This window comes from Amnibacterium sp. CER49, assembly GCF_029846255.1.
Lineage (GTDB): Bacteria > Actinomycetota > Actinomycetes > Actinomycetales > Microbacteriaceae > Amnibacterium.
The window spans coordinates 1-17,517 of sequence record NZ_JARVWQ010000001.1 but is presented as its reverse complement, the minus strand read 5'-3'; the positions used below and the strand labels follow the sequence as shown (position 1 = coordinate 17,517).

14 protein-coding genes are annotated in these 17,517 nt (G+C 72.5%); 10 read left to right on the top strand and 4 right to left on the bottom strand.

Features of this window, described 5'->3' with window-relative positions; all coding sequences use genetic code 11:
- The first annotated feature begins 34 nt into the window (after nucleotides 1–34).
- The 3 genes from QDR37_RS00070 (at nucleotide 35) to QDR37_RS00060 (ending at nucleotide 3,810) form a co-directional block, all read left to right on the top strand.
- Nucleotides 35–952 carry a PAC2 family protein gene (locus tag QDR37_RS00070; RefSeq protein WP_279711499.1) on the top strand — a complete coding sequence of 306 codons (918 nt, stop codon included), beginning with the start codon at nucleotides 35–37 and terminating at the stop codon, nucleotides 950–952.
- Nucleotides 949–2,307 (top strand): MFS transporter, encoded by a 1,359-nt coding sequence (locus tag QDR37_RS00065; protein ID WP_279711498.1) that lies wholly within the window; start codon nucleotides 949–951, stop codon nucleotides 2,305–2,307. Before QDR37_RS00070 ends, QDR37_RS00065 begins: the two co-directional genes overlap by 4 nt.
- 177 nt (nucleotides 2,308–2,484) lie before the next feature.
- Nucleotides 2,485–3,810, top strand: coding sequence for an RNA polymerase sigma factor (locus tag QDR37_RS00060; RefSeq protein ID WP_279711497.1), 1,326 nt, complete (start codon nucleotides 2,485–2,487; stop codon nucleotides 3,808–3,810).
- Between the two features lie 285 nt (nucleotides 3,811–4,095).
- Here the strand turns inward: QDR37_RS00060 and QDR37_RS00055 are convergent, their stop codons facing one another.
- Nucleotides 4,096–4,329: a hypothetical protein gene (locus QDR37_RS00055; protein ID WP_279711496.1), complete on the bottom strand. Its 234-nt coding sequence runs from the start codon at nucleotides 4,327–4,329 to the stop codon at nucleotides 4,096–4,098.
- Between the two features lie 177 nt (nucleotides 4,330–4,506).
- Between QDR37_RS00055 and QDR37_RS00050 the strand changes: the two genes are divergently transcribed.
- Nucleotides 4,507–6,591 carry a DNA topoisomerase IV subunit B gene (locus tag QDR37_RS00050; RefSeq protein ID WP_279711495.1) on the top strand — a complete coding sequence of 695 codons (2,085 nt, stop codon included), beginning with the start codon at nucleotides 4,507–4,509 and terminating at the stop codon, nucleotides 6,589–6,591.
- Nucleotides 6,592–6,671: 80 nt separating this feature from the next.
- On the opposite strand, the gene QDR37_RS00045 is transcribed toward QDR37_RS00050, so the two are convergent.
- Complete coding sequence (locus QDR37_RS00045; protein WP_279711494.1) at nucleotides 6,672–9,110, bottom strand: DNA topoisomerase IV subunit A; 2,439 nt, start codon at nucleotides 9,108–9,110, stop codon at nucleotides 6,672–6,674.
- 158 nt (nucleotides 9,111–9,268) lie between these two features.
- On the opposite strand from QDR37_RS00045, the gene QDR37_RS00040 reads away from it, so the two are divergent.
- Nucleotides 9,269–10,378, top strand: a complete 1,110-nt coding sequence (locus QDR37_RS00040; RefSeq protein ID WP_279713517.1) for an alkaline phosphatase family protein — start codon at nucleotides 9,269–9,271, stop codon at nucleotides 10,376–10,378.
- A gap of 10 nt (nucleotides 10,379–10,388) precedes the next feature.
- Here QDR37_RS00040 and sepH read toward each other — a convergent pair whose 3' ends face one another.
- The gene (gene sepH / locus QDR37_RS00035) at nucleotides 10,389–11,606 is read right to left on the bottom strand and encodes a septation protein SepH (RefSeq protein WP_279711493.1); all 1,218 of its coding nucleotides are present in this window, start codon (nucleotides 11,604–11,606) and stop codon (nucleotides 10,389–10,391) included.
- A gap of 271 nt (nucleotides 11,607–11,877) precedes the next feature.
- Here sepH and QDR37_RS00030 point away from each other — a divergent pair, with 271 nt between their 5' ends.
- Entirely contained in the window at nucleotides 11,878–12,171 is a 294-nt protein-coding gene (locus QDR37_RS00030) for a DUF4193 domain-containing protein (protein ID WP_279711492.1), read from the top strand.
- A gap of 101 nt (nucleotides 12,172–12,272) precedes the next feature.
- Here QDR37_RS00030 and QDR37_RS00025 read toward each other — a convergent pair whose 3' ends face one another.
- Nucleotides 12,273–12,734, bottom strand: coding sequence for a DUF3093 domain-containing protein (locus QDR37_RS00025; RefSeq protein ID WP_279711491.1), 462 nt, complete (start codon nucleotides 12,732–12,734; stop codon nucleotides 12,273–12,275).
- 54 nt (nucleotides 12,735–12,788) lie between these two features.
- Between QDR37_RS00025 and dut the strand changes: the two genes are divergently transcribed.
- From dut to acnA, 4 genes are all read left to right on the top strand, one after another.
- A complete protein-coding gene (gene dut, locus QDR37_RS00020; RefSeq protein WP_279711490.1) occupies nucleotides 12,789–13,244 on the top strand; it encodes a dUTP diphosphatase in 456 nt (151 codons plus the stop codon).
- A complete protein-coding gene (locus QDR37_RS00015) occupies nucleotides 13,241–13,870 on the top strand; it encodes a DUF3710 domain-containing protein (RefSeq protein ID WP_279711489.1) in 630 nt (209 codons plus the stop codon). The genes dut and QDR37_RS00015 overlap by 4 nt, the downstream gene beginning before the upstream one ends.
- Nucleotides 13,867–14,571, top strand: a complete 705-nt coding sequence (locus tag QDR37_RS00010; protein ID WP_279711488.1) for a DUF3159 domain-containing protein — start codon at nucleotides 13,867–13,869, stop codon at nucleotides 14,569–14,571. Before QDR37_RS00015 ends, QDR37_RS00010 begins: the two co-directional genes overlap by 4 nt.
- Nucleotides 14,572–14,659: 88 nt before the next feature.
- Nucleotides 14,660–17,509, top strand: coding sequence for an aconitate hydratase AcnA (acnA, locus tag QDR37_RS00005; protein WP_279711487.1), 2,850 nt, complete (start codon nucleotides 14,660–14,662; stop codon nucleotides 17,507–17,509).
- Nucleotides 17,510–17,517 lie beyond the last annotated feature (8 nt).

Below are 17,517 nucleotides of genomic sequence, written 5' to 3'. Positions count from 1 at the left end.
GGGCGGGTCCCGCCCCCGCGGGTACGCTGGAACGATGCGCACGCCGGAGGATCTCTACGAGCTCACCCCGGCGGCCGACGAGGTGCCGCCGGGCCTGCCGCTCGTCGCGGGCCTCACCGGGTTCGCCGACGCGGGCGGCGCCGTCCAGCAGCTGAGCGAGTACTTCGAGGCGACCGTCGACCCCGTGCCGGTCGCCGTCTTCGACCACGACGAGCTGCTCGACTACCGCGCCCGCCGGCCGATCATCGAGTTCGACCAGGACCACCTCACCGGCTACACCCCGGCGCGCCTCGTGCTCTCGAAGGGCCGCGACGAGATCGGCCGGCCGTTCCTGCTGCTGTCCGGCTTCGAGCCCGACTTCCACTGGGAGCGGTTCACGGCCGCCCTCCTGTCGCTCATCGAGCGCTTCCAGGTGTCGACGACCACCTGGGTGCACGCGATCCCGATGCCCGTGCCGCACACCCGCCCGATCCAGGTGACGGTCGGCGGCAACCGGCAGGACCTCATCGACACGATGAGCGTGTGGCGTCCGACGACCCGGGTGCCGTCGAACGTGCTCCACCTCGTCGAGTACCGCCTCGCCGAGATCGGGCACCCCGTCGGCGAGTTCGTCCTGCTCGTGCCGCACTACCTCGCCGACACCGAGCTGCCCGAGGCCGCCGTGAAGAGCCTCGAGGTGGTGCAGGCGGCCACCGGGCTGCTGCTGCCCACCGACGCCCTCCGGGAGCAGTCGCGCGACTTCCTCGCCCGGGTCGACGAGCAGGTGAACGCGAACGACGAGCTCGCGCAGCTCGTGCGCACGCTCGAGACCCGCCACGACACGTACATGGCCGGCAACCCGCTCCGCTCGCCCCTCACCGACGGCGAGGGCGAGGTGCCGAGCGCCGACGAGCTCGCTGCCGAGCTCGAGAAGTTCCTGGCGATCCGTCGTCACAGCGACGACGACGCGTGACGGCGCCGCCGTCCCCGTTCCGCGCCCGCCTCGTGCTCGCCGGGGCCGTCGTCGCCTATCTGTGCGCGGTCACCCAGCGCAGCAGCCTCGGGGTCGCCGGGGTCGCCGCGGCGAGCCGGTTCGACGTGACCGCAGCCGCCCTCTCGACGCTCGGCGTGCTGCAGCTCGCCGTCTACGCGGTGCTGCAGGTGCCGGTCGGTGTGCTCGTCGACCGGTACGGACCGAAGATCGTGATCACGATCGGCGCGGTGCTCATGATCGCGGGCCAGGTGGTCGTCGCCCTCGCCCCGGTGCTGCCGGCCGCCGTCGCGGGCCGGATGCTCGTGGGAGCGGGTGACGCCACGACGTTCGTCGCCGCCCTGCGGCTCGTGAACGTCTGGTTCCCGCCGCGTCGCGTGCCCGTGATGACGCAGTGGCTCGGCAACCTGGGGCAGCTCGGCCAGGTGCTCTCGCTCGTGCCGTTCGCGGCGCTGCTGCACCTCGCCGGGTGGACCCCTGCGTTCCTCGCCGCCGCCGGGCTGTCCGGGGTGGCGCTCGTCGTCGTGCTCGTGCTCGTGCTCGTCGCCGACGCGCCCGGCGGCGCGGTGCCGCCCGACCTCCGGACCGCGCTCGCCTCGCTGCGCGCGGCCGCGGGCCGTCCGGGGACCCGCCTCGGCTTCTGGGCGCACTTCGTCACGCAGTCGAGCGGCGTGGTCTTCGCGCTGTTCTGGGGCTACCCCTACCTCGTGCGGGCCGTCGGGGTGGACCCGGCGTCCGCCTCGCTGCTGCTCAGCCTGCAGGTGCTCGCCGGCTTCCTCGTCGGACCGGTGCTCGGCGTCCTCACCGCCCGCTTCCCGTTCCGCCGCTCGAACCTCGTGCTCGGCATCGTCGGGGTCATGGCGGTCGCCTGGACCCTCGTGCTCGCCTGGCCGGGCCGGCCGCCGATCGTCCTGATCGTGCTGCTGCTGCTCACCCTCGGCGTCGGCGGCCCGGCATCGCAGATCGGCTTCGACTACGCGCGCACCTTCAACCCGCGGTCCGCGCTCGGCGGCGCGAGCGGCCTCGTCAACGTGGGCGGCTTCACCGCGAGCTTCTCGATGATGTTCCTGATCGGCCTCGTGCTCGACCTCGAGCACCGCACGACGGGCGTACCGCTCTACTCGGTCGAGGCCTTCCGGGGCGCCTTCGCCGTGCAGTACCTCGTGGTCGGCCTCGGTGTCGTGGCGCTGCTCGTCGCCCGTCGGAGCACCCGCCGCGACCTGCAGGCGAGCGAGGGCATCGTGGTCGGACCCGTCTGGATCGCCTACGGGCACTGGCTGCGGCGACGCGCCCTCGCGAGACGTGGTGACACGCCGACGTCGCGTGTACAATTGTAGGGAAGTTGCCGGGCAGCCCTCCCGTCGTGCCCGGAATACGGGTGCCGCACCCCGGGTTCTCTCCCGGGGAAGGGGGACGGGCACCGTTTCTCCGCATCTTCTGGACCGACGGCGGCGACCCACCGCCTTCAGCAGTGTCCGTACCTGTTCGCGCTCGACGCAGTTGGGGGATATCCGATGACTCTTGAGACCACCGTGATCGAGGCCGAGGTCGACGAGGCCGCCGTCGCGACCCCGCCGAAGCGCACCCGGAAGGCCGCCCCGAAGAAGGCGGCGACGAAGGCCCCGGCCAAGAAGGCGGCGACGAAGGCCACCGCGGGCGACGCCGACGAGGTCGACGACGAGTCGAGCGACGAGCTCGACGGCCCCGACGAGGTCGTCGCCGACGACGAGGCCGAGGTCGAGGAGACCGCCGAGGTCGAGACCGCCGACACCGACGAGGAGTCGGCCGACGAGACCCCCGAGGCCGCCACCGAGGAGGAGGCGGTCGAGGAGCCCACCGGCGTCGTCGAGCCGCTGCCCACGGGCGCGCTCGTGCTGTCGATGTCCGACGAGGACGAGCTCCCCGTCTACTCGACCGCGATCACCGGCGCCACGGCCGACCCGGTCAAGGACTACCTGAAGCAGATCGGCAAGGTCCCCCTGCTGAACGCGGCCGAGGAGGTCGAGCTCGCCATGCGCATCGAGGCGGGCCTCTTCGCCGAGGAGAAGCTGCAGACCGAGGGCGACAAGCTCGACAAGGAGCTGACGCGCGAGCTGAAGTGGGTCGCCCGCGACGGGCAGCGCGCGAAGAGCCACCTGCTCGGTGCGAACCTGCGCCTCGTCGTGTCGCTCGCGAAGCGCTACACGGGCCGCGGCATGCAGTTCCTCGACCTGATCCAGGAGGGCAACCTCGGCCTCATCCGTGCGGTCGAGAAGTTCGACTACACCAAGGGCTTCAAGTTCTCCACGTACGCCACCTGGTGGATCCGGCAGGCCATCACCCGCGCCATGGCCGACCAGGCCCGCACCATCCGCATCCCGGTGCACATGGTCGAGGTCATCAACAAGCTCGCCCGGGTGCAGCGGCAGATGCTGCAGGACCTCGGCCGCGAGCCCACCCCCGAGGAGCTCTCGCGCGAGCTCGACATGACGCCCGAGAAGGTCGTCGAGGTGCAGAAGTACGGCCGCGAGCCCATCTCGCTGCACACGCCCCTCGGTGAGGACGGCGACAGCGAGTTCGGTGACCTGATCGAGGACACCGAGGCCGTCGTGCCGGCCGACGCGGTCGGCTTCACCATGCTGCAGAAGCAGCTGGAGAGCCTGCTCGACTCGCTGTCCGAGCGCGAGGCGGGCGTGATCCGCATGCGGTTCGGCCTCGGCGACGGCATGCCGAAGACGCTCGACCAGATCGGCGACACGTTCGGCGTCACCCGTGAGCGCATCCGCCAGATCGAGAGCAAGACCATGGCGAAGCTGCGTCACCCCTCGCGGTCGCAGTCGCTGCGCGACTACCTCGAGTAGGTCGACGAGCAGTACGAAGGGCCCGGTCCGTCACGGACCGGGCCCTTCGTCGTCGTCGGCCTCCGGATCCGGTCCGCCGGCGACATCCGGTGCCGCGCCCCGAATCGGTGGCGGTGGTCGGTACCGCGGCTCAGGACGGACCGGCGCCTGGGCCAGGATGCAGGACCGGCGGTCCTGCATCCGTGACGTCGTCCTGGAACGGTGCGGCGCCCGGCGTGGCCCTACAACGCAGGAAGGCCCGATCCGTATACGGATCAGGCCCTCGAACGTTCGTGGAGCGGCGGGTTACGCCTTCGTCTCCTCGAGCAGCTTGCTCGACTCGTCGTGCCAGCTCTGGGCGATGCCCGCGAGCTTCTCCTGGTACTTCTTGCCGTGGTGGGCGCAGAAGAGCAGCTCGCCGCTGTCCAGCTGGACGCGGATGTACGCCTGCGCGCCGCAGCTGTCGCAGCGATCGAGCGCGGTGAGCGAGAACTGCGACTCGAGCGAGTCGAGCGGGCCGTGGTCAGCCGATCGCGTCATCGTGGACCTCCTTGCGGTGCGTGGTGCTTGCCGTGGTGAACCCATGTAAGCACGGGGATGTTTCGACGGTGCGTCAAGTCTCCGGGTCGTTCGCTGTACGCGTAGCACATCGAAACGCCCCCACAAGAGGGCGCGTCCCGCGCGGCCGCGTCCGTGCCCCCGGTTACCGTGAACCCGATGGCTTCCAACGACTACTCCGCCCGCCACCTCTCGGTCCTCGAAGGCCTCGAGGCGGTGCGCAAGCGCCCCGGCATGTACATCGGCTCGACGGATTCCCGTGGGCTCATGCACTGCCTCTGGGAGATCATCGACAACTCGGTCGACGAGGCGCTCGCCGGTCACGGCGAGAGCATCGAGGTGGCGCTGCACCCCGACGGCAGCGTCGAGGTGCGGGACCAGGCGCGGGGCATCCCCGTCGACGTCGAGCCGAAGACCGGTCTCACGGGCGTCGAGGTCGTCTTCACGAAGCTGCACGCCGGCGGCAAGTTCGGCAGCGGCTCCTACGCGGCCTCCGGCGGCCTGCACGGCGTCGGCGCCTCCGTCGTCAACGCGCTGTCGGAGCGCCTCGACGTCGAGGTCGACCGCGGCGGCAAGACCTACGCCATGTCGTTCCACCGCGGCGAGCCCGGCGTCTTCATCGACGACCCCGCGGTCGGTCCCTCGCCCGATGCCCCGTTCGAGCCCTTCGTGAACGACAGCGAGCTGCGCGTCATCGGCAAGGCGCCCCGCGGCCGCACCGGCACCCGGGTGCGCTACTGGGCCGACCGGCAGATCTTCATCCGCGACGCGCGCTTCTCGCTCGACGAGCTCACGGCGCGTGCCCGGCAGACCGCGTTCCTCGTGCCCGGCCTCGCCATCGTCATCGAGGACCGCCGCGGCCAGGAGGTCACCTCGCAGACCTTCCACTACGAGGGCGGCATCGCCGAGTTCGTCGACCACCTCGCCACCGACGCCCCGCTCACCGACGTGTGGCGCATCCAGGGCTCCGGCGACTTCACCGAGACCGTGCCGGTGCTGCAGCCGAACGGCCACCTCGAGCCGGCCGAGGTGCGCCGCACCTGCGAGGTCGACCTCGCCGTGCGCTGGGGCACCGGCTACGAGACCGCCGTGAAGAGCTTCGTGAACATCATCACGACGCCGAAGGGCGGCACCCACACGCAGGGCTTCGAGGCCGGGCTGTTCAAGGTGCTGCAGACGCAGGTCGCCGAGAACGCGCGACGGCTCAAGGTGTCGTCGACCGAGAAGCTCGAGAAGGACGACGTGCTCGCCGGCCTCACCGCGGTGCTCACGGTGCGCCTGCCCGAGCCGCAGTTCGAGGGCCAGACGAAGGAGGTGCTCGGCACCCCCGCGGTCCGCAACATCGTCCGCTCGGTGGTCACCGAGGCGCTCACCGCGCGGTTCACCTCGACGAAGCGCGAGGACAAGACGCAGACGGGCGTGCTGCTCGAGAAGGTCGTCGGCGAGATGAAGGCGCGCATCTCCGCGCGCACCCACAAGGAGACCCAGCGGCGCAAGACGGCGCTCGAGTCGTCCCAGCTGCCGGCGAAGCTCTCCGACTGCCGCTCGAACGACGTCGCCGAGACCGAGCTCTTCATCGTCGAGGGCGACTCGGCGCTCGGTACCGCGAAGCTCGCCCGCAGCAGCGAGTTCCAGGCCGTCATGCCGATCCGCGGCAAGATCCTGAACGTCCAGAAGGCGTCGATCGGCGACATGCTCGGCAACGCCGAGTGCGCGGCGATCATCCAGGCCGTCGGCGCGGGCTCGGGCCGCACCTTCGACCTCACCGCGGCGCGCTACGGCAAGGTCATCCTGATGAGCGACGCCGACGTCGACGGGGCGCACATCCGCACCCTGCTGCTCACCCTGTTCTTCCGCTACATGCGTCCGATGCTCGAGGAGGGCCGCGTGTTCGCCGCGGTGCCGCCGCTGCACCGCGTCGTCGTGGTCGGAGCCCGCAAGTCCGAGCCGATCTACACGTACAGCGAGGCCGAGCTGCACGGCGTGCTCGCACAGCTGAAGCGCGAGCGCAAGCGCTACCAGGATCCGATCCAGCGCTACAAGGGCCTCGGCGAGATGGACCACCAGCAGCTCAAGGTCACGACGATGGACCGCCGCTACCGCACCCTGCGGCGCGTACGGGTCTCCGACGCGGCGGCCGCCGAGCGCACCTTCGAGCTGCTCATGGGCAACGAGGTCGCTCCGAGGCGCGACTTCATCATCGAGGGCAGCAACGCCCTCGATCGCGAGCGCATCGACGCCTGAGCCGCGCCGACCCGATCAGCAGGAACGGGCGCTTCCCGGGCCGGGGAGCGCCCGTTCCTGCCGGATGGGCGGTGGCGGGCTCAGCGAGCGCGCGTGCCGAAGGCGTCCACGACCGCGTCGAGCGGCAGGCCGGGAGCGTCGCGCTTCACGAGCGTGTCGGGGAACCGGCGCGCGGCGCCGTCGCGGGCGACCGCGAGCGCGGGTGCCGGACCGACCCAGGCGACCGTGAGGCCGGTCTCCCCACGGCCGAGCGCCTGCGCACGCACCCCGCCGGTGGCGCGGCCCTTCGCGGGGAAGTCGGTGAGCGAGGTGAGCTTGCCTCGGCCCGGGTCGATCTCGTCGAGCGTCGTCGCCGTGGCCGAGACGGTGGCCACGACGGCCTCGTCGGCGTCGACCGCGGCGAAGGCGAGCACCCGGGCATCGCCCCCGAGGGAGATGCCCGCCATGCCGCCCGCGGCGGCCCCCTGCGGCCGCACCGCTCCCGCCGGGAAGCGCAGCAGCTGCCCCTCCGTCGTCACGAAGACGAGCGCCTGCTCCTCGTCGCCCTGCCCGACGCCCACGACCTCGTCGCCGTCCTTCAGCGCGATCAGGTCGAACACGGGCTTGTTCGGCCAGTTGCCCGGCGCGACGCGCTTCACGACGCCGCCCGCGGTGCCGAGCGCGATCGGGCGGTCGTCGAGCGCGACGAAGCCGAGCACGTGCTCGTCCTTGCCGCCGACGCCGAGGTAGGCGCCGATCGGGGTGCCCGCACCGAGCTGCACGGCGCCGGACGGCACCACCGGGAGGTCGACGGGGGAGAAGCGCACGAGCCGACCCCGGTTCGTCACCGCGCCGAGCTCGCCGCGGCTCGTGCCCGACACCTGGGAGCGGATCGCGTCGTGCCGGCTGCGCCGCGAGGCGGGCGTCACCGCCTCGCCCTCGGGCAGGTCGATGCGCACCGCTCGCCCTGTCGTCGAGAGCAGCACGCGGCAGGGGACGTCCTGGATCTCGAGCACGGGCGCCGCCTTCGAGGAGGACTTCGGCGGCTGCGCCGCGCCCTCGGTGAGCAGCGTGCGGCGGGGCGTGCCGAGCAGCTCGGCGGCCTGCCCGAGCTCGTCGGAGACGAGGGTGCGGAGCCTGCCCGGGTCGTCGAGCAGCGCGCGGAGCTCGGCGATCTCGTCGCGGAGCTGCTGCGCCTCGGCCTCGAGCTCGAGGGTCGAGAAGCGGGTGAGGCGACGCAGCCGCAGCTCGAGGATGTACTCGGCCTGCACCTGTGACAGCGAGAACGCCGCGATGAGGCCGGTGCGCGCGGCGTCGGTGTCGTCGCTGCCGCGGATGATCGCGATCACCCGGTCGATGTCGAGGATCGCGACGAGCAGGCCCTCGACGAGGTGCAGCCGCTCCTCGCGGCGGCCGAGCCGGTAGCGGGTGCGGCGGGTGACGACCTCGATGCGGTGCCCGATGTAGACCTGCAGCAGCTCGAGCAGGCCGAGCGTGCGGGGGCCGCCCTCGACGAGCGCGACGTTGTTGATGTTGAAGGACTCCTCGAGCGGGGTGTACCGGTACAGTTGCTCGAGCACCGCCATCGGGTCGAAGCCCGTCTTGATCTCGATGACGAGCTTCAGCCCCTGCTCGCCGTCGGTGAGGTCGTCGACGCCGGAGATGCCCTGGAGCTTCTTCGCGTTCACCCCGTCCTTGATCTTCTCGATCACCCGCTCGGGGCCGACCGTGTAGGGCAGCTCGGTCACGACGAGTCCCGACTTGCGGGCCGTCACCTGCTCGACGTGCACCTTGGCCCGGGTCCGGAACGCACCGCGTCCCGTCGCGTACGCGTCGCGCACGCCGGCGAGGCCCACGATGGTGCCGCCGGTGGGCAGGTCGGGCCCGGGGATGAACCGCATCAGGTCGTCGAGCGTGGCGTCGGGGTGCGCGATCAGGTGCCGCGCGCCGTCGATGACCTCGACGAGGTTGTGCGGCGCCATGTTCGTGGCCATGCCGACGGCGATGCCGCTCGCCCCGTTCACGAGCAGATTCGGGAAGCTCGCCGGCAGCACGTCGGGCTGGTCGAGCTGGTTGTCGTAGTTCGGCACGAAGTCGACGACGTCCTCGTCGAGATCGGCGACCATCGCCATGGCGGCGGCGGCGAGCCGCGCCTCGGTGTACCGGGCCGCGGCGGGGCCGTCGTCGAGCGAGCCGAAGTTGCCGTGCCCGTCGATGAGCGGCAGCCGCATCGAGAACGGCTGCGCCATGCGCACGAGGGCGTCGTAGATGGCGCTGTCGCCGTGCGGATGCAGCTTGCCCATGACGTCGCCGACGACACGGGCGCTCTTCACGTGCCCGCGATCGGGCCGGAGGCCCATGTCGGCCATCTGGTAGAGGATGCGTCGCTGCACCGGCTTCAGCCCGTCGCGGGCGTCGGGCAGGGCACGCGAGTAGATGACGGAGTACGCGTACTCGAGGAAGGACCCCTGCATCTCGGCCGAGACGTCGACGTCCTCGATGCGTTCGCCGGACGCCGGCCCCGGTTCGATCGTGGTCATGGCTGCTCTCCGATACAGGACTTCTGGCGTGCGTGCCCGGCGGGCGCGCGACGGCGAGCGCGGGTGGAGCGGGCGACGCACCGGCGGACCCGCCCGCAGGATGCTGCCGTGCAGGGGAGCCGGGAGGCCGTAGGGCACACTGCGTGTCCGTGAGCGACATGGTACCGGCCGCGTCGGACCGGCCCGTGGCGCTCCGCGACGTGCTGCCCGCGTCGCTCGACGCGGTGCGGAGGCGCGGCAACCGCCTCGGCCTCCCGGCTCTGAAGCGGGTGCTCGTCGTGCTCGTCGACGGCCTCGGCGCGGAGGCGCTCACGGCGCGCGCCGGCCACGCGCGCACGCTCGCCGGAGCGCTGGGCCGGCGCAGCCGCATCCCGACCGGTTGCCCGACGACCACGGCGGCCGCGCTCACCACGCTGACGACGGGCGAGGACCCGGGCGTGCACGGGATCATCGGCTACTCGGTGCTCGAGCCGGGCGGCGACCGGGTGGTGAACCAGCTGCACGGCTTCGACGACGGATCGCTGCCCGCCGGCTGGCAGCGATGCACGACCGTGTTCGAGCGCGCCCGCGCCGAGGGTGTCCGACCGCTCGCGATCGGGCCCCGGCACTACGCCGACTCGGGCTTCACCCGCGAGGTGCTGCGGGGCGCGGACTACATCGGCGCGCGCACGCTGCCCCAGCGCTTCGAGGCCGCCTTCGAGGCGCTGCGCGAGCAGGACGAGGCGGTCGGCTACCTCTACGTGCCCGAGCTCGACCAGACCGCGCACCACGCGGGCTGGTCGTCCGGCGCCTGGACCGCGGGGCTCGAGGACCTCGACGCGGCGCTCGCCGAGGCGGTGCGCGGGCTGCGCCGCGGCGAGGCGGTGCTCGTCACGGCGGACCACGGCATGGTCGACGTGCCGTCGGAGCGGCACCTCGTCGTCGACGCGGTGCCGGGCCTGCTCGACGGGGTCCGGCACGTCTCGGGGGAGCCGCGGCTGCGTCAGCTGCATCTCGAGCCCGCCGCCGACGCGGCGGCGCTCGTCGAGCGGTGGCGCGCCGCCTTCGGGAAGCGGGGGGACGTGCGCACCCGCGGCGAGGCCGTCGAGGCCGGCTGGTTCGGGCGGGTGGATCCCGCCGTGCTGCCGCGCATCGGCGACGTGCTCGTCGCCGCGCGGTCGAAGGACGCCTTCTACGAGGAGGCGAGCGCCGGTCGCGGCATGGTCGGCCAGCACGGCGCCTGGACCGATGCCGAGCGGATCGTGCCGCTGCTGCGCTTCGGCGCCTGAGCGGGCCGGCTCAGGACTGGTCGCCCTCGCGGCCGAACACGATCTCGTCCCAGCTCGGCATCGCCTGCCGGCTGCGCCGGGAGCGCGGCGCCTGCTGCACCGGGATCGCCTGCGTCGGCTCGGGGTCGGCGTGCACCGACCGCGTGAACGACCGGCCGTCGTTCGCCGGCCGGTTGCCACGCTGCCGCGGGCGCTTCATCGGGCGCTCCGGCTTCGCCGGCTCCGGCTCGGGCTCCTGCGCGGCGGGCTCGGGGAAGCGGCCCCGGGTCACGGTGCCGGGCGCGGGGCGCACGGGCTCGGGCAGCGTCGCGAACGCGTCGTCGAGGTCCACCGCGTCGATCGGGCCGGTCACCGGCAGCGACGCGGTGCCCACGCTCGGCTGCCGGTCGGCGCGCCGCCGGTCGAGGGACTCGATCTGGTCGGTGCCCGCGTGGCGGCCGGTCGGCGCCTCGGGCTCGGGCTCGGGCTCGGGCTCGGGCTCCGGCTCCGGCTCCGCGTCGGCGGGCTCCTCGGCGACGCCGGGCAGGGCGGGCTTCAGGTCCGGGAAGGCGAAGATCGCGCTGTCGAACCGCGAGGTGTCGGGCTCGTCGGCGTGCTCACGCGCGACGTGCTCCGGCGGCGCCGCGGCGATGACGGGGATCGCCGTCGTCGGCTCGAGGGCGCGCAGCCGGGGCGTCAGGGCCGCGGGCGTCCCGAGCTGCGAGAGCGTCGCGGCCTCGGTGTTCTCCGCCGTCAGCTGCCGGCGCTTCGGGTCGAAGCGCCAGCGCGCGCCGTGCTCGATCTCGTCGGCCGTGAAGGTGGCCTGCACGATCCAGCCCTCGGGCTCCTTCGCGCTCGACCAGACGACGTCGCGAGCGGCGAGCTGCTTCAGGCGCTCGGACATCACCGTGCCGAAGCTGCGGCGCGAGCCGCCCTCGATCTCGGGCGGCAGCTTCACGGCGAGCGCGGACTCGACGATGTAGGCGCGCTCGGCGAGCACCGGGCCCACGAACCGCTCGACGTCGGCGACGGACGCGCCGGTGAGCGCGGCGACCTGCTCGGCGGACAGCCCGGCGCGGATGTGCGCCTGGATCTCCCGCGGCGACAGGCGCCGGCTCGGGGGACGGGTGTCGGCTTCGCGCAGCACGGTGCGCAGCTCGTCGTCGACGGGGATGCGGAAGCGCTCCCCGGTCGGGGACGCGGCGACGAGCGCCCCGTCCTCGAAGCCGAGCACGCTCAGCGTCTGCATGCGGCCCCCCGGGTTCGAGTGGATGTGCGGGGCGCGCTTCTGGCGCGCCTGCCTGCGTGCGGGCAGCACGCAGGCCGAAAGGATCGCACGGGTTCGGGCCCTCGTCGGGGAAGAACGGGGGCGCGCCGGATGTTGATGCGGCGACACCTGGGAACACTCCGGTGCCGAGGCGTTTGCATCAGCATTCCGCCTCATGCATACTGTCGCCGCTTCGCGCCCCGGACACCCCAGGAGCGCGACCAGGCCGACGCGCTCAGAGAACGGAATTCGAATGGCGACCGACTACGACGCCCCGCGCAAGACCGAGGACGATTCCGACTCGATCGAGGCGCTCAAGGAGCGGGTCCCGGACAAGATGTCCGGGGTCGTCGACGTCGAGGACGCCGACAACCCGGCCGGCTTCGAGCTGCCCGGCGCCGACCTGTCCGACCTCGACCTCGACGTGGTGGTGCTGCCGCCGCAGGCCGACGAGTTCACCTGCGTCAGCTGCTTCCTCGTGAAGCACCGCTCCCAGCTCGACCACGAGTCGAAGCTCGGCCCGATCTGCCGCGAGTGCGAGGCCTGACCGAGCCTCCCTCCGCACCGGACGTCCCGCCTCGCGACGCGGGGCGGTTCGGCCTTCTGGACGCCCCGCCCGGTGCGGGGCGTTCGTCCGTCTCCGGGCGGTCAGCGCGACGGCGAGCCGGCGACCGCCCGCGCGTCCTCGAGGGCCGCGGCGAGCCGCTCGGGGTGGCGGGTCGAGAGCACCCAGTAGGGGGCCGGGTCGGCCGGGTCGAGGATCGGCACCCGCACGACCGGGTCGACCCAGCCGCGCAGCACGGTGTAGGCGCGCGCGTCCAGCTCGACTCCGCGTGACCGCGTGGCGTCGGCCGCCCGGAACACCTCGGCCGCTCCGGTGAGGCCCACCTCGATGTGGGCGCGTCCGGCGCGCAGCTCGCCGCTCGTCACCTCGAGCACCGGGGCGGTGAGCACGAGCGCGACCTCGACCGCGATCGTGCCGAGGATCGCGACGACGACCCCGAGGGTCGGATCGATGGGAAGCAGGATCAGGAGCAGTCCCGGTGCGAGCAGCAGGAAGGCCAGCATCGTGCCGATGCCGGGGACGAGTCGTTCGCGGTACGCCTGCATGGCTCCATTCGACCACTGCTGCAGCCGCCCCCGGGCCCGCTAGCCTGCCTGCTCGTGATCGAGGTGCTGGTCGAGGGCGGTGGTCTCCCGGCCCCCGCGCACCCGGGTGACGCGGCCGTCGACCTGGCCGCCGCGGAGGCCGTCGAGCTCGCGCCGGGGGAGCGCGCGACGATCGGCACCGGCGTGCGCATCGCGCTGCCCGTCGCCTGCGCGGCGCTCGTGCTGCCGCGCAGCGGCCTCGCCGCCCGGCACGGCATCACGATCGTGAACGCTCCGGGCCTCGTCGACGCCGGCTACCGGGGCGAGATCCGCGTGACGCTCCTCAACACCGACCTCGAGCAGCCGTACCATGTCGCGGTCGGTGACCGCATCGCGCAGCTGCTCGTGCTGCCGCTTCCGGCCGTGCGCTTCGTCCCCGTCGCCGCGCTGCCCGGCAGCCACCGCGGCGCCGCGGGCTTCGGATCCACCGGGATCCGGCCTGTTCCCCCCGACCGGAAGGAAGCCGGATGAGCGACGAGGACTTCGACGAGCCGTTCGAGAAGTCGGCCCCGGAGGACCGCGAGGTCAACGGTCCGTTCGACGAGTCCGAGGCGAACCCCGTCCGCCCCTACGTCGATCTGGGCGGCGTGCGCATCCTGCCGCGCGAGGGCCTCGGGCTGCGCCTCGAGGTCGAGGAGGGCACCGGCCGCGTCGTCGCCGTCGGGCTCGACTTCGCCGACTCGAGCCTGCAGGTGCAGCCCTTCGCGGCGCCCCGCTCGAGCGGCCTGTGGCACGAGATCCGCGAGCAGCTGAACCAGCAGGTGCTCGCCCAGGGCGGCACCACCCGCGTGGTCGAGGGCGGCCTCGGTCCCGAGCTGCTCGCGCAGATCCCCACCCAGGCCGGTCCCGGGCAGCCGCCGGTCGCCCGCATCGCGCGGTTCGTGGGTGTCGACGGGCCCCGCTGGTTCCTCCGCGGCGTGATCTCGGGCGAGGGCGCCGTCGATCCGCGGGCCGGCGCGGCGATGGAGGAGCTGTTCCGCAGCGTCGTCGTCGTGCGGGGCACCGCGCCGATGCCGCCCCGCGACCTCATCCCGCTGCACATGCCGCAGGGGACGGTCGCGGACGCCGACGGGCTCGGGCCGGCGTTCGGCGCATGACGGGCCGGCGGGACGCTCCCGCGACGGGCCTCGCGCGGGCCGCGTCGGCCGAGCAGATGTCGCTGCGCGGCCTCGTCGCCGCGATCGGCGGCCCCCTCGCGATCGTCGAGAGCGTGCTGCCCGCCCTCGTCTTCGTGGTCGCGTACCAGACCGCCGCGCTGCTCGCCGCACCCGCGCAGGTCCCGCGCAGCGCCCTCGTGCCCTGCGTCGTCGCGCCGCTCGTGCTCGCCGCGCTCTTCCTCGCCTGGCGCCTGGTCCGCCGGCAGCGGGTGATGGCGGCCGTCGGGGGCGCGGTCGCGGCGGCCGCGTCCGCCGTGCTCGCGCTCGTCACCGGCGACGCGAACGAGAACTTCGTGCCGGGCCTCATCACGAACGCCGCCTACGCGGCGGTGATCCTGCTCACGCTGCTCGTCCGCCGGCCGCTGATCGGCCTCGCCGTCGGCGTGCTCGTCTCCGACCCGCGGTGGCGCGACGACCTCGCGAAGCGCCGGGCGTTCACGTGGCTCACCCTGCTCTGGCTCGCGCTCTTCGCGGTCCGCCTCGTCGTCGAGGTGCCGCTCTACCTCGCGGGCGACCAGGTCGTCGCCCTCGGCATCGCGCGCATCGCGCTCGGCCTGCCGCTCTACGCGCCGGTGCTGCTGCTCACGGTGCTCGTCGTGCAGGCGCTGTACCGGGGCCGGCGCACCGCCCCGGTATCGTGATCGGCGGGGCCCCGGACCGCCTCTCCCGCCTCTGATCGAGCGGCAGCGGTCCGCGTCGAGCTCCGAGGCCGAGTCGAAGGAGTGTCGGATGGCTGCGGTGAACAGCTTCGGAGCGCGCACCACCCTCCCGGTGGGCGACGACGAGTACGAGATCTTCGCGATCGACACGGTGCCGGGCCACGAGCGCCTGCCGTTCAGCCTCAAGGTGCTGCTCGAGAACCTGCTCCGCACCGAGGACGGTGCGAACGTGACCGAGGCCCAGATCCGCGCCCTCGGCTCCTGGGTGCCCCAGGCCGAGCCGGACACCGAGATCCAGTTCACCCCCGCCCGCGTCGTCATGCAGGACTTCACGGGCGTCCCCTGCATCGTCGACCTCGCGACCATGCGCGAGGCCGTCGCCCAGCTGGGCGGCGACCCGAAGCGCGTCAACCCGCTCGCGCCGGCCGAGCTCGTGATCGACCACTCGGTCATCGCCGACCTCTTCGGCCGTCCGGACGCGTTCGAGCGCAACGTCGAGATCGAGTACGAGCGCAACGGCGAGCGCTACCAGTTCCTCCGCTGGGGGCAGACGGCGTTCGACGACTTCAAGGTCGTGCCGCCCGGTACCGGCATCGTCCACCAGGTCAACATCGAGCACCTCGCCCGCGTCACCTACACGCGCGAGGTCGACGGCGCCCTGCAGGCCTACCCCGACACCCTCGTCGGCACCGACTCGCACACGACCATGGTGAACGGCCTCGGCGTGCTCGGCTGGGGCGTCGGCGGCATCGAGGCCGAGGCGGCGATGCTCGGCCAGCCCGTCTCGATGCTCATCCCGAAGGTGGTCGGCTTCAAGCTGACGGGCACGATCCCGGCCGGCGTCACCGCGACCGACGTCGTGCTCACGATCACGCAGATGCTCCGCAAGCACGGCGTCGTCGGCAAGTTCGTCGAGTTCTACGGCGAGGGCGTCGGCCAGGTGCCGCTCGCGAACCGCGCCACGATCGGCAACATGAGCCCCGAGTTCGGCTCGACCGCCGCGATCTTCCCGATCGACGACGTGACGCTCGAGTACCTGCGGCTCACCGGCCGCTCCGAGGAGCAGATCGCGCTCGTCGAGGCCTACGCGAAGCGCCAGACGCTGTGGCACGACCCGTCGCGCGAGCCCGACTACAGCGAGTACCTCGAGCTCGACCTCTCCACGGTCGTGCCGTCGATCGCGGGCCCGCGCCGGCCGCAGGACCGCATCGAGCTCTCGCGCGCGAAGCAGCAGTTCGCGGTCGACCTCGAGGACTACACCGACTACGACGAGGCGGCGTCGCTCGTCGACGTGGCGGTCGAGGGCACGTTCCCGGCCTCGGACCCCGTCGGCCTCACCTCGCAGGACGAGTCGACCGCCCACGGCAAGCGACGGAACCCCCACGAGCACACGGCGAAGGCCCCGAACGTGTCGAAGCCGACGAAGGTCGAGACCGCGTCTGGCGAGTTCGTGATCGACCACGGCGCGGTCGCGATCGCGGCGATCACGTCGTGCACGAACACCTCGAACCCGTCCGTGATGCTCGCCGCGGGCCTGCTCGCGAAGAAGGCCTCGGAGAAGGGCCTCAAGGCGAAGCCGTGGGTGAAGACCACGCTCGCGCCCGGGTCGAAGGTCGTCACCGACTACTACGAGAAGGCCGGGCTCATGGGCCCGCTGCAGGACCTCGGCTTCTACCTCGTCGGCTACGGCTGCACGACCTGCATCGGGAACTCCGGCCCGCTCGAGGACGAGATCTCCGAGGCCGTGCAGCAGAACGACCTCGCCGTCACCGCGGTGCTCTCCGGCAACCGCAACTTCGAGGGGCGCATCAACCCCGACGTGAAGATGAACTACCTCGCGAGCCCGCCGCTCGTCATCGCCTACGCGCTCGCCGGCAGCATGAACTTCGACTTCGAGACCGACCCGCTCGGCCGCGACGCGGACGGCAACGACGTGTTCCTCAAGGACATCTGGCCCGACGCGTCCGAGGTGCAGCAGACGATCGACTCGTCGATCTCGACCGAGATGTTCGAGCACGAGTACGCGAGCGTGTTCGAGGGCGACGAGCGCTGGCGCAACCTGCCCACCCCGACCGGCGCCACGTTCGAGTGGGACGAGCAGTCGACGTACGTGCGGAAGCCTCCGTACTTCGACGGCATGACCCTCGAGACGACGCCGGTGACCGACCTCTCGGGCGCGCGCGTGCTCGCGAAGCTCGGCGACTCGGTCACGACCGACCACATCAGCCCCGCGGGCTCGATCAAGGCCGACAGCCCGGCGGGCCAGTACCTCACGGCGCACGGCGTCGACCGCAAGGACTTCAACTCCTACGGCTCGCGCCGCGGCAACCACGAGGTGATGATCCGCGGCACGTTCGCGAACATCCGGCTGAGGAACCGGCTGCTCGATCAGTTCAACGAGCACAGGGGCGTCGAGGGCGGCTACACGCGTGACTTCACGCAGGGCGACGGCCCGCAGGCGTTCATTTACGACGCGGCCGAGCACTACCGCGAGCAGGGAGTGCCGCTCGTCGTGCTCGCCGGCAAGGAGTACGGCTCGGGCTCGAGCCGCGACTGGGCCGCGAAGGGCACGAACCTGCTCGGCGTCCGCGCCGTGATCGCCGAGAGCTTCGAGCGCATCCACCGCTCGAACCTCATCGGCATGGGCGTGCTGCCGCTGCAGTTCCCGGCCGGCGAGACCGCCGACTCGCTCGGGCTCGACGGCACCGAGGAGTTCTCGATCAGCGGCATCACCGCGTTGAACGACGGCGAGACGCCGAAGACGGTGCACGTGACGGCCGCGCCGACGGCGCACTCGCCCGAGTCGAAGCAGACGGTCGAGTTCGACGCCGTCGTGCGCATCGACACCCCCGGTGAGGCCGACTACTACCGCAACGGCGGGATCCTGCAGTACGTGCTCCGCAGTCTTGTGGAGGCGTGACCGAGGCG

Excerpts from the sequence above, each read along its gene's own strand:
- sepH (WP_279711493.1), bottom strand. The coding sequence starts at position 11,606 with ATGCAGACGCTGAGCGTGCTCGGCTTCGAGGACGGGGCGCTCGTCGCC.
- QDR37_RS00030 (WP_279711492.1), top strand. The coding sequence starts at position 11,878 with ATGGCGACCGACTACGACGCCCCGCGCAAGACCGAGGACGATTCCGAC.
- QDR37_RS00045 (WP_279711494.1), bottom strand. The coding sequence starts at position 9,110 with ATGACCACGATCGAACCGGGGCCGGCGTCCGGCGAACGCATCGAGGAC.
- QDR37_RS00070 (WP_279711499.1), top strand. The coding sequence starts at position 35 with ATGCGCACGCCGGAGGATCTCTACGAGCTCACCCCGGCGGCCGACGAG.
- QDR37_RS00010 (WP_279711488.1), top strand. The coding sequence starts at position 13,867 with ATGACGGGCCGGCGGGACGCTCCCGCGACGGGCCTCGCGCGGGCCGCG.
- QDR37_RS00040 (WP_279713517.1), top strand. The coding sequence starts at position 9,269 with ATGGTACCGGCCGCGTCGGACCGGCCCGTGGCGCTCCGCGACGTGCTG.
- acnA (WP_279711487.1), top strand. The coding sequence starts at position 14,660 with ATGGCTGCGGTGAACAGCTTCGGAGCGCGCACCACCCTCCCGGTGGGC.
- QDR37_RS00055 (WP_279711496.1), bottom strand. The coding sequence starts at position 4,329 with ATGACGCGATCGGCTGACCACGGCCCGCTCGACTCGCTCGAGTCGCAG.
- QDR37_RS00050 (WP_279711495.1), top strand. The coding sequence starts at position 4,507 with ATGGCTTCCAACGACTACTCCGCCCGCCACCTCTCGGTCCTCGAAGGC.
- QDR37_RS00025 (WP_279711491.1), bottom strand. The coding sequence starts at position 12,734 with ATGCAGGCGTACCGCGAACGACTCGTCCCCGGCATCGGCACGATGCTG.
- QDR37_RS00015 (WP_279711489.1), top strand. The coding sequence starts at position 13,241 with ATGAGCGACGAGGACTTCGACGAGCCGTTCGAGAAGTCGGCCCCGGAG.
- QDR37_RS00060 (WP_279711497.1), top strand. The coding sequence starts at position 2,485 with ATGACTCTTGAGACCACCGTGATCGAGGCCGAGGTCGACGAGGCCGCC.